The following is a 13,131-nucleotide window of genomic DNA, read 5'->3' as shown; positions in this document are numbered from 1 at the left end:
GTGGCGGGCCGTTGCCGCAGGCGGTCTGGCATCGGCGGCCGCGTGGCATTTCCCTTGCCGCCGCGACGGCCGCAAGCATGACTGGCGGATTCCCAGATAAACGGTGGAGATAGAGAAGATGAGCATTCGATTCGAAGGCAAGGTGGCGATCGTCACCGGCGCGGGCGCAGGCCTTGGGCGTCGGCACGCGCTGGCATTGGCGGCGCGCGGTGCGAAGGTAGTGGTCAACGATTTCGGCGGTAGCCGCGACGGCTCGGATGAGGGGGCATCGGCGGCCCAGGCGGTGGTCGACGAAATCCGCGCGGCCGGGGGCACGGCGGTGGTCAACGGCGCGAACGTGGCGGACTTCGCCCACGTGGAAGCGATGGTCGGCGAGGCGCTGGCCGAGTTCGGACGCGTGGACATCCTCGTGAACAACGCGGGCATCCTGCGCGACAAGAGCTTCGCAAAGATGGAAGCGGCAGACTTCAAGGCCGTGCTCGACGTGCATCTGATGGGCGCATTCAATTGCTCGAAAGCAGTGTGGGCGGTCATGCGCGAGCAGGAGTACGGCCGTATCGTGATGACGACTTCGGCGGCGGGACTCTATGGGAATTTTGGCCAGGCGAACTACGGCTCGGCGAAGATGGGGATGATCGGCCTCATGAATGTGCTGCACGTCGAGGGCGCGAAGAACAACATCAAGGTCAACGCAATCGCGCCACTTGCCGCGACGCGCATGACCGAGGATCTGCTCCCGCCCGAAGCGCTCGACGCGATTCGCCCGGAGCGCGTGACGCCCGGTGTGTTGTACCTGTGCAGCGACGAAGCGCCGTCCCGCATGATTCTTTCGGCGGGCGGCGGCCTGTTCGCGACGGCGACAGTGGTAGAGACGCAGCCCGTCTACTTCGGGGACGACGTGCTCTCGCCCGAAGCGATCGCGCAGCAGTTCTCGGGCACGCAGGACTGGGCACAGGCAGTCTCATATCCTGAAGCGCGCGGCGAGACGCGCCGGTTCGTTCATCTGGCGATGGAAGCAGCAGGTAGCGTGCGCGCGAGCTGACGGAACGGAGCGGGGCAAAGGTCCCGACAGGCGAACCGGTTGTCAATGGATGATCAAAGGAGAGTGAAATTGAAGATTCTGGTCGGAGTGAAGCGCGTGGTCGACGCCAACGTGAAGATCGGCGTGAAATCGGACGGTACGGGTGTCGACCTCGCCAACATGAAGATGTCGATGAACCCGTTCGATGAAATCGCCGTGGAAGAGGCGGTGCGCCTGAAGGAAGCGGGTGCGGCGACGGAAGTCGTGGCGGTGTCCGTGGGTGTCGCGCAGGCACAGGAGACGCTGCGTACGGCGCTGGCGATCGGCGCGGACCGCGCGATCCTCGTCGAGGCAAGTGACGGCGTCGAGCCACTGGGCGTCGCGAAGATACTGAAGGCGCTTGTGGACAGAGAGCTGCCGCAGCTTGTCATTCTCGGCAAGCAGGCCATCGACGACGATTCGAACCAGACTGGCCAGATGCTTGCCGCCTTGGCGGGTCTGCCGCAAGCGACGTTCGCTTCGAAGCTCGCGATCGCCGATGGCAAGGCCACGGTCGCGCGTGAGGTCGACGGAGGCGCCGAAACGCTTTCCCTGCAATTGCCTGCCGTGGTGACGACGGACCTCCGTTTGAACGAGCCGCGCTATGTCACGCTGCCGAACATCATGAAGGCGAAGAAGAAGCCGCTGGAGACGATCAAACCGGAAGACCTCGGTGTCGATATCACGCCGCGTCTGAAGACCCTCAAGGTTGCGGAGCCGCCCAGGCGTAGCGCAGGCGTGAAAATGGCCGACGTGCGGGCGCTGGTCGAGAAGCTGAAGAACGAAGCCAAGGTGCTGTAAGGGAGCGAGACAAAAATGACGATTCTTGTAATTGCCGAACACGACAACTTGACCTTGAAGGCTGCAACGCTGAACACCGTAGCTGCCGCGCAGAAGGTCGGCGGCGACGTGCACGTGCTGATCGCGGGACACAACGCGCAGGCTGTCGCCGACGCAGCCCTGAAGATCGCAGGCGTTGCGAAGGTGCTGCTGGCCGACGCGCCGCAACTCGAAGCGGGTCTCGCGGAGAACGTCGAAGCGACGGTCATCAGTATTGCCATGAATTACTCGCACATCCTCGCGCCGTCAACGGCTGCGGGCAAGAACGTTGCACCGCGTATAGCCGCGAAGCTGGACGTCGCACAGATCAGCGACATCACGGCAGTCGAATCGCCGGACACATTCGAACGTCCGATTTATGCGGGCAGCGCGATCGCTACGGTTCAGTCACACGATCCCATCAAGGTGATCACGGTCCGTACTACGGCATTCGATGCAGTCTCAACTGGCGGTGGCGGCGCGGTTCTCGAGAAGATCGAGGCGGCGGCAGACAGCGGCCTCTCGCGGTTTGTGGGTCGTGAGGTCACGAAGCTTGACCGTCCGGAGCTCACGAGCGCGAAAATCATCGTTTCGGGGGGGCGCGGCCTTGGCAGCGGCGAGAACTACGTCAAGGTGCTGGAGCCGCTGGCCGACAAGCTCAACGCGGCACTGGGCGCCTCGCGCGCGGCCGTGGATGCCGGCTTCGTGCCGAACGACTACCAGGTCGGCCAGACCGGAAAGATCGTCGCGCCGGAGCTTTACATTGCAGTGGGCATCTCGGGTGCGATCCAGCATCTCGCCGGCATGAAGGACTCGAAGGTGATCGTGGCGATCAACAAGGACGAAGAAGCGCCGATCTTCAGCGTGGCCGACTATGGCCTCGTCGGCGATCTGTTCACGGCGGTGCCCGAGCTGGTGTCGGCAACCTGAGCGACTCAGAAGCCTTTGCGGCACTCATGCGCAGGCGGTCTGGGCGGAAAATCCGCCCAGACCACTTTTTTTATATGGAGAGGATGACTTATCGTCCCAGGAACCTGGCCGTGCGTTTTTCGACAAACGCCGCCAGGGCCTCGCGCACGTCGTGCGTCTGAACAGCCTCTGCCTGCAAGGTTGCCTCGCGATCGAGTTGGGTCGCGAGGTCGTGGTCCAGGCTGGCGTTGAGCGCCGCTTTGGTCAGCGCGTAGGCGCGCGTCGGCATCTCCGCGAGATGACGGGCGAGCGCGGCGCTCGCGCTGGCAAGTTCGTCGTCGGCATGGACCTTCCAGACAAGACCCAGGCGTTGCGCCTCGGCGGCATCGATCTTTTCGCCGAGGATCGCGATGGCGCGCGCGCGCATCTCACCGGCATAGCGGGGCAGGAAGTATGTACTGCCTGCGTCCGGAACGAGGCCGATCTTCGTGAAGGCCGGCACGAAGGTGGCCGACTGCGCGGCCAGCACGACGTCCCCGGCGAGCGCGAGACTCATGCCCGCTCCCGCCGCCACGCCGTTGACGACGGTGATCAGCGGCTTGGGCAGCGCGCGCAGCGACAGAATCAGTGGATTCAGTAGCGTACGCAGCAACTCCGCTGCCGTATTGCCGCCGCTGTGGGGGCGCTTCAGGTCGGCGCCCGCAGAAAAACCGCGGCCGGCTCCCGTGAGCACGACGGCGCGTACTGCCGGGTCGGTGGCGGCGCGCTTGACGGCTTCGCCTAGTGCGCTCACGAGTTCGCTGTTCAGTGCATTGAGAACGTCGGGCCGGTTCAGGACCAGCATCGCGACGCCTGCTTCGACGGTGTATAGGACGGGTTCAGTCATGGAATGCCTTGGTGCGTTGGACGTGCGTGCGTTGTACCGCGCCTTTCAGTTGACGCTGCGTTTCTTGCCTTCCCAGTACGGTACGCGCAGGTCACGCTTGAGTATCTTGCCGGCGGCGGACATGGGCAGCTCCGTGCGGAACTCGACGGTCTTGGGACACTTGTAGCCCGCGATAAATTCGCGGCAGTGCGCGCGGATCCCGTCTTCGGTCACCGTTGCGCCGGCTTTCAGGACGACGATCGCATGTACGGCTTCGCCCCAGATTTCGTGGGGTACGCCGATGACCGCGCAGATCGCGACCTGCGGATGGCGCGAGATCGTGTTCTCCACCTCCGCCGAATAGACGTTCTCGCCGCCGCTGACGATCATGTCCTTCATGCGGTCGACGATGAAGATGTATCCCTCGTCGTTCATGTACCCGCCGTCGCCGGTATGGAACCAGTCGTTGCGCATGGCTCTGGCGGATTCCTCGGGCTTGTTCCAGTACGCCTGCATCACGGTGGGGCCGCGAACGACGATTTCGCCCACAGTGCCGCGCGGCACCTCGTGGTCTTCGCTATCCACGATCCGGAGTTCTACGCCGAGGACCGGGCGTCCTGCCGATGCATGCAACCCCGTCTTGCGCGCCGCTTCGCCATGATTCTCGGGCGGGTTCGAGGACAAAATCATCGCCTCGGTCAGGCCGTACGAATGGGTGAATTCCACGCCGGGCAGCATGGCAAGCGTCTTTTCGAGCACGGCCGCCGTCATCGGCGAGGCGCCATAGGATAGACGTTTCAGGCTGCGCAGATCGCGGTGCGCGAAGTCTGGATGCGCAATCATGGCCTGGATCATGACGGGCACCAGAGAGGCCTCGGTAATGCGTTCGCGCTCGATGGTCTCAAGTACTTCGGCAGCGTTGAACGCCGGAATGATCACCTGAACTTCGCCGCGAATGAAGCGCATGAGCGAGCCCGCCATCGACGCGATATGGAACAGCGGCGCGCTGATGAGCACCCGCGTGCCGGCGAGGGCCGGGATGTCGGCGAGCCGGTGGACGGAGCCTGTCCACAGCGCCCGGTGGCTTTGCATGACGCCCTTTGGGAATCCCGTCGTGCCACCCGTGTACATGATCGCCGCCAGATCTTCGTAGCCGCGGCGCGCGTCTTCGACGGGGGCGTGCTCCGCGATCAGGCGTTCGTAGGACAGCATGCCGGCGGGCGCGTCGCCATCCCCGGCATGGATGAGCGTGGGAGCGTGCGCGGCCGTCTCGCAGATGCCGTCGGCAAGGTGTGCGAAGTTGTCGTCGACGATGAGGATGTGCGTGTCGCAATCGTTGAGCGAGTAGACGATTTCGGGCACGCTCCAGCGGATATTGACGGGATTCAGCACGCCGCCGCCCCACCAGACCGCCATCATGTACTCACAGTAGCGGTCGGAATTGAGCGCGAGCATGCCCACGCGGTCGCCCGGCGCCATGCCTGCCTTCTGCAGTCCGTGGGCCAGGCGGGCGACGCGGTCGCTGAATTCGCGCCAGGTGCGCTTGCGGCCGCGGAAGATCGTCGCGATCTGGTCGGGCGTCTGCTGCAATGCGCGATGAAGGCAATGGGTGAGATACAAGCCTGTCTCCTTTTTCGGCCGGAGTTGGCGCTCGAGCGTCTTACTCCGGCTCCATGCAAGATGGTTGCGGACGGTCGTTGTTGCGTGGCAAGTACGTCCTTGCGCACGCCGGATACCGTGTGACGGTCGCGTCGCGAGCCGCGGCATCCCGTTTCGGCGGGCCGCGCTGCTTTTTCGTTGTACCGCGAACAAGGCCGGCGCGCGGGGTAACGGACATATGGGTCGATTACCGCATACTACCCGCGACCGCGATGTCCGTATTACTGCAGGTTGCCTGCAACCGCGATCGTTTGACCGGTGATGTAATTCGACTAGGGCGAGCAGAACAGATAAACGCCGCCGGCAGCTTCCCCGGTCGTGCCGCCGCGGCCCAACGGGTTGCGCATGGCGTGCGCCTTGAGCATCTCGGCATTCACGCCGACGCGGATGTCGCGGCCCTCGATCTTCACCGACGCGGCTTCTTCTGTGCTGACCGTCATGCGCGTATGAATCAGGCCGAACGCCACCGCGTTGACGTTGACGTTGAAGCGTCCCCATTCGCGTGCCAGTGCGCGTGTCATGCCGATCACGCCGGCCTTCGCCGACGAGTAGTTCATCTGGCCGGCGTTGCCGTTCAGCGCCGATGTGGATGAGATGTTCACGACCTTGCGATACACCTCGCGGCCGGCTTCCCTGTCGGCGGCGTGCAGCGCCTTGATATGCGGGTAGGCCGCGCGCAGGATGCGGAACGGCGCGGTCATGTGGCAGTCGAGGATCGCGTACCACTGCTCGTCCGTCATGCGCTGGACGACGTCGTCCCACGTGAAGCCGGCGTTGTTGACGATGATGTCGATGCTTTTGAACGCACTCATTGCAGTGCCGATGAAGCGGTCCGCGAAGTCGGGTGCCGTGACGTTGCCCACGCAGGCCACGGCCTCGGCGCCCGTCTGCTTCAGCGCTTCGACCGTCTCGTGCGCCGGTGCGGCGTCCAGATCGTTCACGACAATGCGCGCGCCTTCGCTCGCGAGCTTTTCCGCGATTGCGCGCCCGATGCCGCGGCCCGAGCCGGTGACGAGCGCCACCTTGCCATCAAGTTTTCCCATCCTGCTGTCTCCTGGAATCGAGTAGTACGTCAATCGACGCGTATTGGTCAAAGCGCTACCACGGCGTCGCCGACGATGCGCGGCTCGCCATACTGGTTGGCTGTCTGGATTTCGAGCCGCACGCGCTTTTCACCATCCGCTTCGAACTTCTCGACCACCTTGCCGGTGCAGCTGATCTGGTGGCCAAGCTGCGTGATGCCCACGAAGCGCACGCCGAACTGGCGCACCTGGCGCTGATCGACCCACTGCGTGAGCAGGCGGCCGAGCCAGGCCATCGAGAGCATGCCGTGAGCGAACACGTCGGGCATGCCGGCGCGGCGCGCATAGTCGATGTCGATGTGGACGGCGTTGTGGTCGCCCGAGGCGCCCGCGAAGAGGGCGAGGGTGGTACGGTTCACGGCGGGCAGCGTCAGCGCGGGCAGGGTGTCGCCGACGTTGACGGTGTCGAAAGTAAGGGTGCTCATGCGTATGTTCCCGTTAGCGCTGGACGATGACGCTGCGCAGGTCGGCAACGTGCTGACCGTGCTGGTTGGTGACGCGCGTGTCGCGCACGATGAATGTGAGCGCGCCGCCCTTTTTCTCGTAGATGCCGCTGATGCGGCTCTCGAACTGCAGCACGTCGCCGGCATGGGCCATGCGATGGTAGGTGAACGACTGCTCGCCGTGCAGGATGCGCTCTGGCACGATGCCGAGGTCTGCCCGCCAGTTCGTCGAAGGCTGCTCGAATTCGAGTGAGAACAGGAACGTGGGTGGCAGCGGCGGCGCAGGATGGCCTGCATCGTGCGCCGCCGCTTCGTCGAAGTAGACCGCGTTAGTCTCGCCGATAGCCTTGGCGAAGAAGCGCAGACGCCATGCGTCTGCCGTCGCCTTGAACACCGGCAGCGTCATGCCGATATGTTTCCTGTCGATCATGTCATGGGCTCCTTGCGCTCGCGCCGCATCAGGCGGATTGGTAGGCCGTCACGACGCATGCGCCGCCCAGACCGACGTTGTGCGCGAGCGCGACTTTCGCGCCTGGTACCTGCCGGTCGCCGGCCGTGCCGCGCAGCTGGTGCGTGAGTTCGTAGCACTGCGCGAGGCCCGTTGCGCCGAGCGGGTGGCCCTTCGAGAGCAGGCCGCCCGACGGGTTCACGACCCACTGTCCGCCGTAGGTGTTGTCGCCGTCGTTGACGAGCTTTTCGGCGCCGCCTTCGGGGCACAGGCCCAGTGCTTCATAGGTGATCAGCTCGTTCTGCGCGAAGCAGTCGTGCAGCTCGATCACGTCGATGTCCTTCGGGCCGATTCCGGCCTCTTCATAGACCTGCTGTGCGGCGAGGCGCGACATGTCAAAGCCGACCACGCGGATCATGTCGCGCGCGTCATAGGTGCTCGGGAGGTCGGTGGTGACCGACTGGGCCGCGATGAGGACGTCGGTGCGCAGGCCGCGCTTCTTCGCGAACGCTTCCGACACGACAATGGCTGCTGCGCCGCCGCAGGTCGGAGGGCAGGCCATCAGGCGCGTGATGACGCCTTCCCACAGCATGGGCGCGTTCATTACGTCTTCGGTGCTGACGACATTGCGGAACACAGCGAGCGGGTTGCGCGCGGCGTGCTCGCTGGCCTTGGCGCGGATCTTCGCGAAGGTCTCGAGCTTCGTGCCGTATTTGTCCATGTGGGCCTTGCCTGCTCCGGCGAACTGGCGGATTGCTGAGGGGATGTCCTCGCGGCCGACGAGTTCGCTCACCAGCTTGTGGGCGCGTTCGAGCGCAGGCGCGCGGTCCGTCCAGTTCGACATGAGCGGGCCCGGCTTCATGAATTCGAAGCCGACGGCAAGCGCGCACTCGACTGCGCCGCTCTGCACGGCCTGACGCGCGAGGAACAGCGCCGACGAGCCCGTCGCGCAGTTGTTGTTGACGTTGATGACAGGGATGCCCGTCATGCCGACGTGATAGAGGGCCTTTTGCCCGCAGGTCGAATCGCCGTAGACGTAGCCGGCATAGGCCTGCTGCACGTCGTTGTATGCGAGGCCGGCGTCTTCGAGCGCCTGGCGCACGGCGCCTGCGCCCATCGCGTCGTACGTTTCACTCGCACCGGGCTTCCTGAACGGGATCATGCCGACACCGGCGATATAGACTTTATGGCTCATGTTGTGGATCCTTGGTTGAGAAAATCGGGAGTTACAGCTTGCGGGCGATGAGCTCGCGCATGACTTCGCTGGTGCCGCCATAGATCCGGTTGACGCGCGAATCGGCAAAGGCGCGTGCGACGGGGTACTCGAGCATGTAGCCATAGCCGCCGTGCAACTGGACCATCTCGTCGAGCGCCTTGCCGAGCGACTCGGTGGCGAAGAGTTTGGCGATGGCCGCTTCCTCGAGCGTGAGGCGGCGGCGCATGTGCTCGGCCAGATAGTGGTCGATCGTGAGCCGCACGGCGGTGGCCTGCGCCTTGATGTCGGCGAGCTTGAACTTTGTGTTCTGGAAGTCCCACACGGTCTGGTTGAAGGCCTTGCGCTCCTTCACGTAGTTCAGCGTGTGCTCGAGGCATGCTTCGAGGCGCGCGGCCGCGCCGATAGCGATCGAGAGGCGTTCCTGGGGCAGCTCGCCCATCAGATAGATGAAGCCTTTGCCTTCCTCGCCCAGACGGTTGCTGACGGGCACGCGCACGTCCTCGAAAAAGAGTTCGGCCGTGTCCTGGGCATGCATGCCGACCTTGTCGAGCTTACGGCCGCGGCGAACGCCCGCGCGGGACGCCTCGACGACGATCAGGCTCACGCCCTTGGAGCCTGCGGCTGGGTCGGTCTTGCAGATCACGATGATGAGGTCTGCGGACAGGCCGTTGCTGATGAAGGTCTTGCTGCCATTGATGATGTATTCGTCGCCGTCGCGCACGGCCGTCGTGCGCACGGCCTTGAGGTCGCTGCCCGTGCCGGGCTCCGTCATGGCGATGGCGAGAATGCTTGCGCCGGAGCAGACCGTCGGCAGCCACTTGCGCTTCTGCTCCTCGTTGCCGAGGCGGGCGATGTACGGAGCGATGATGTCCGAGTGCACGCCGAAGCCGAGCCCGCTCAGGCCGGCCCGGTTCACTTCCTCATTGAGCACGGCGGCATGGCCGAAGTCGCCGCCGCCGCCGCCGTATCCGGTTGGCAGCGTGACGCACAGGAGGCCCTCGCGGCCAGCTTTCAGCCATGTTTCGCGATCGACCTGGCCGGCCTTGTCCCACTCGGCCTGTTTCGGCAGGCACTCGCGCTCGAAGAAGCGGCGTGCCGTCGTGCGGAGCATTTCGTGATCGTCGCGAAGGACGGTGCGGTTGATATGCATGTGCTGGGTCCTGAACGTGAATGGTGTCTCTTCGAACGGGGCGGCGCCTTGCGTGACGCTTGCGCGCATGCTTGCGGCGCGCAACCGCGTGGGCTCCAGCTAACCCGGAATATGAATGGATTGGCGGAGTGCCGATGCACCGGACCCGAAACGGGCGGCCTGGGGGAGTTGCGTGCGCAATCCCGACGAGCCTCGGCCCAGAGCCGGGAGTTGCAACGACAGCAAGCGCGGCAACCGCGTCTTTCCCGCGAGAACCAGAATAGGGTGTTTGCTGTGGCGGAATAACCACCCGGACAGGGGGGCGCCGGGCGGGGCGGGGGCACGAGGGCGGAGGGCGCCCAGTGCCACGGTGCGAGTGTCGGCGAGCGGGACTTCAGGCCGCGCTGCCACCGCCCTCGCCAAGTTCGACATCGCGCATGCGCTTGACGGCTTCGTCGCGGCAGGAGACACCCAGTTTGCTGTAGATGTTCTTCAGGTGCCACTTGACGGTTTCAGGCGAGATGCCCAGCGTGCGCGCAATTTTCTTGTTGGGCAGCGCCTGGCCGAGCAGCCGCACCACTTTCGATTCCCGTTCGCTCAGGATGGCGAGGCTCGTTGACCCCGCAGTGCGCTTGCCCGCCTGATCGGACGGGAGCGGATCAGGTTTCGCCGCGTCCCCGGTCGCGCGCAGCCGCTGCACGTAGAAGTTCAGCACGGGATCGACTGGCTCTGCCGACATGACCGTGTCAATCAGCTTGAAGACGTCGGCGTCGACGTCGAGGATGCTGCGGATCAACCCCAGGCGGTGTCCGTTGCGCAGCGCGGCAATCGCGTTTTGCCGCGCGGCTTTTGCCCCGCCGCGCTGAAACTCGACAAGGGCCGTCAGCATCTGGAACTGCGCGACGTGACGTTGCCATCCGTACGCTTCGCACTGTGCAATCAGCGCAGCGAGCCGTTCGAGCGCGTTGTCGGTCTCCCGTTTTGCGATACACCAGTCGATACGCGCGCGTTCGGACATGACGCGGATCTCGGCCGAGGTGATCTCGTTGGACGAGGCATAGCGGAGAGCCACTGCATCGAGCCTGTCGAGGATGGCGTGAGCCGTATCGAACTGCCCCGACTGCAGATGCCGGCGAACCTGCTCCGCGAGGCTGTAGACAAGCAGGCGATCGACACCGTAGCGCGACGCATACTCTTCGAGACGCTCGATGTAGGCGAACGCATCGAGCTGATGCCCGGCCACCCAGTGGGCGGCCGAAAGCACGAGCAGGACGCGCAAGACCGATTCAGGAATGGAGATGCGCTCGAGCACGTCCACGCGGTCCTCCAGCAGCTTTCTCGCCGCCCGGAGCTGGTTGGCTTCGTAATGCACTTCGCCGAGCAGGCCGGCGGCAATACAGGCGGCGTCGATCGCCGCCGCGCCGAGCTTTTCCGCTTCGAACAGCACGTCGCGCCCGATTCGCTCCGCCTTCGCGAAGTTGCCCTCCATCGCATGGCTGAACCCCGCGATGCAGCGCCCGCTGAGCACGCCCCCGAGGTGCCGAGCAGCGGGGCGCCGTCCACGAGGATCTGCGCGGACTCTTCCTGAATACGGCGCGCTTCCTCGTACTTGCCGGCGCGCAGGTAGATCCAGGCGAGGATGCCGTTGCGCGGCGTGATGTGCCAGCCGTCGGCATTGGCGGGTGGAACGAGCAGTTCGGGCATCACGTTGATGGCGGACTGGATGTCGTCGCGCTGGACCGCGGCGGCGCCCTCCAGCAGGACGAGGCGGTAGCGCGAGCGGGCGTCGCCGGTCGGCATGCCGGACTTGAGCCGGGCAATGGTGGCCGCGCAGGCGTCGAAGTCGCGCGCGTACACATCAAGCTGCAAGGTCCACAACTGGAGTCCGGGGCGGGCCTGGATTTCGGCCGCCGGCAACAGGCGCATGAGCCGCACGAGCTTGCGCAGGCTGCCGGCGCGCTGCATGTCGCGGGCGACCTGCTGGACGAGATCGGCCGCGGCGCCCGGTTCGCCAGCCAGCAGTGCGTGGCGCACTGCTTCGTCGGGATGCCCGTGGTCGCGGAACCACAGCCAGGCCGCGCGATGAATGTCGCGTTGCTGCGCCTCGCTGCGCGAGCGCAAACGGGCGAGCAGCGTTTCGCGGAAGAGCGGGTTCAGGCGATACCAGACGACGCCCGCCGGCTGCTCGAGCGGCGCAATGAAGAAGTTGTCGGCCGCGAGCTTCGAAAGCAGCGGCACGATCCCGGTAGCGTGCTGCGCGTCGGCGATCAACGCCTCGCACAGCGAAGGGCACATCCGCGTGCAGGCCGACATCCTGACGAGCAGCTCGACTTCGAGCGGCAGGAGGCGCGAGAGAATCTGGCGCTGGAAATAGTCGGCGAACGCCGGCGCATCTCTCAGGGCGGGGTGCAGGAATTCGTCTTCCGCCGCCAGTTCTGAGATCACCTGCTTGTTCTTCTTGAGGCCGATGGCGAGCAGTTGCAGGCCTGCAATCCAGCCGTCGGTGAGTTCGTGCAGGCGCCGGGCCTCGCGCTGGCCAACGTTCGCGATCTGCGTTTTCAGGAAGGCCTCGGACTCGGCTAGCGTGAAGCGCAGATCGCGCATGTCGAGTTCCAGCAACAGCCCCTGGTCGCGCAGCCGGCCCAGCGACAGCGACGGAGTCGTACGTGTGGCCAGTGCCAGGTGGAGGTTCGGCGGCGCGTAGTCGAGCAGCCACTGGAACGCCTCGTGAACGCGGTTGTCGGCGACCAGGTGGAAATCGTCGAGTATCAGCATGAGATCGTTCGGATAACTCGCGATCGCGCTGACGAGGGCGATCAGCGTGCGCTCGACCGCTTCGGCGTCGCTGCCGCGACCACCCAGCAAGGCAGCCTCGCAGGTCAGAGCCGGATCGACCTGGGTCAGGCTCGCCACGAGGTAGCCGAGGCAGGCCGACATGTCGTTGTCCTCAGCAGTGAGTGTGAGCCACGGCACGTCAAAACCCAGCAGCAGCAATTCCTCGCGCCAGATCGTGAGCGTCGTCGTCTTGCCACAACCGGCTGGTCCCTGCACGACGATACAGCGCTTGCGCCGCGCCTCGAGCAGCTGATTCAGGAGGCGTTCGCGCACGACGAGGCGCGACGTGCTGCGAGGTGGGGAAAGCCTCGGCTTGGGGTTGAATTCGCCGGGCGCGGTGCGGGACGGTGGTGTTTCAGTGGGTGGCCGATGTTGCGGCATAGCGACTTTCACCTTGCGATCATGGCAGCCGCGTGCGGCGGGCCGTCGGACGACGAAACGACGTTGGGCATTGTAACGCCGTGGCGTTCCGGCCTGACGCGGTGCCCGCCGCGTGCCCGCCGCGTGGTCCGCTGCGCGCGGGTGGCAGCGCGCCTACCCGGATCGGGTGGGCGGGCACGCCGACGTCTTCGGGTATTCCCCTCCCTACCCCATTCGGGGTGGGGGAGGCGCGAAATTGTTTCGTCAACATGGTGGCACGCCTTTCATCTGCCGGGTGTGAGGCAT

12 protein-coding genes are annotated in these 13,131 nt (G+C 65.1%); 3 read left to right on the top strand and 9 right to left on the bottom strand.

Going from position 1 to position 13,131, the window contains the following annotated elements; all coding sequences use genetic code 11:
• Positions 1–118 precede the first annotated feature (118 nt).
• The 3 genes from FRZ40_RS17740 to FRZ40_RS17730 all read left to right on the top strand — a co-directional run bounded on the left by FRZ40_RS17740 (position 119) and on the right by FRZ40_RS17730 (position 2,809).
• The gene (locus FRZ40_RS17740; RefSeq protein ID WP_147235004.1) at positions 119–1,042 is read left to right on the top strand and encodes an SDR family oxidoreductase; all 924 of its coding nucleotides are present in this window, start codon (positions 119–121) and stop codon (positions 1,040–1,042) included.
• 69 nt (positions 1,043–1,111) lie between these two features.
• Positions 1,112–1,861 carry an electron transfer flavoprotein subunit beta/FixA family protein gene (locus FRZ40_RS17735; RefSeq protein WP_028364922.1) on the top strand — a complete coding sequence of 250 codons (750 nt, stop codon included), beginning with the start codon at positions 1,112–1,114 and terminating at the stop codon, positions 1,859–1,861.
• 15 nt (positions 1,862–1,876) lie between these two features.
• The gene (locus tag FRZ40_RS17730; RefSeq protein WP_147235003.1) at positions 1,877–2,809 is read left to right on the top strand and encodes an electron transfer flavoprotein subunit alpha/FixB family protein; all 933 of its coding nucleotides are present in this window, start codon (positions 1,877–1,879) and stop codon (positions 2,807–2,809) included.
• Positions 2,810–2,897: 88 nt separating this feature from the next.
• Here the strand turns inward: FRZ40_RS17730 and FRZ40_RS17725 are convergent, their stop codons facing one another.
• The 9 genes from FRZ40_RS17725 to FRZ40_RS46145 all read right to left on the bottom strand — a co-directional run bounded on the left by FRZ40_RS17725 (position 2,898) and on the right by FRZ40_RS46145 (position 12,858).
• Complete coding sequence (locus FRZ40_RS17725) at positions 2,898–3,674, bottom strand: enoyl-CoA hydratase-related protein (RefSeq protein ID WP_147235002.1); 777 nt, start codon at positions 3,672–3,674, stop codon at positions 2,898–2,900.
• 45 nt (positions 3,675–3,719) lie between these two features.
• Positions 3,720–5,273: an acyl-CoA synthetase gene (locus FRZ40_RS17720; protein WP_147235001.1), complete on the bottom strand. Its 1,554-nt coding sequence runs from the start codon at positions 5,271–5,273 to the stop codon at positions 3,720–3,722.
• Between the two features lie 311 nt (positions 5,274–5,584).
• Entirely contained in the window at positions 5,585–6,355 is a 771-nt protein-coding gene (locus FRZ40_RS17715; protein WP_147235000.1) for an SDR family NAD(P)-dependent oxidoreductase, read from the bottom strand.
• A gap of 47 nt (positions 6,356–6,402) precedes the next feature.
• Complete coding sequence (locus FRZ40_RS17710; protein ID WP_028364917.1) at positions 6,403–6,819, bottom strand: MaoC family dehydratase; 417 nt, start codon at positions 6,817–6,819, stop codon at positions 6,403–6,405.
• Positions 6,820–6,832: 13 nt separating this feature from the next.
• Positions 6,833–7,267, bottom strand: coding sequence for a MaoC family dehydratase N-terminal domain-containing protein (locus FRZ40_RS17705; RefSeq protein WP_028364916.1), 435 nt, complete (start codon positions 7,265–7,267; stop codon positions 6,833–6,835).
• A 28-nt stretch (positions 7,268–7,295) separates the two neighbouring features.
• On the bottom strand, positions 7,296–8,480 hold the full coding sequence (locus FRZ40_RS17700; RefSeq protein WP_147234999.1) for a lipid-transfer protein: 1,185 nt from the start codon (positions 8,478–8,480) through the stop codon (positions 7,296–7,298).
• Between the two features lie 31 nt (positions 8,481–8,511).
• The gene (locus FRZ40_RS17695; protein ID WP_028364914.1) at positions 8,512–9,651 is read right to left on the bottom strand and encodes an acyl-CoA dehydrogenase family protein; all 1,140 of its coding nucleotides are present in this window, start codon (positions 9,649–9,651) and stop codon (positions 8,512–8,514) included.
• Between the two features lie 373 nt (positions 9,652–10,024).
• Positions 10,025–10,648, bottom strand: a complete 624-nt coding sequence (locus tag FRZ40_RS46150; protein WP_420873869.1) for a helix-turn-helix transcriptional regulator — start codon at positions 10,646–10,648, stop codon at positions 10,025–10,027.
• The gene (locus FRZ40_RS46145) at positions 10,570–12,858 is read right to left on the bottom strand and encodes a winged helix-turn-helix domain-containing protein (protein ID WP_420873868.1); all 2,289 of its coding nucleotides are present in this window, start codon (positions 12,856–12,858) and stop codon (positions 10,570–10,572) included. Before FRZ40_RS46145 ends, FRZ40_RS46150 begins: the two co-directional genes overlap by 79 nt.
• Positions 12,859–13,131 lie beyond the last annotated feature (273 nt).

This window comes from Paraburkholderia azotifigens (genome assembly GCF_007995085.1).
GTDB lineage: Bacteria > Pseudomonadota > Gammaproteobacteria > Burkholderiales > Burkholderiaceae > Paraburkholderia > Paraburkholderia azotifigens.
This window is presented reverse-complemented; position numbering and strand designations above follow the sequence as displayed.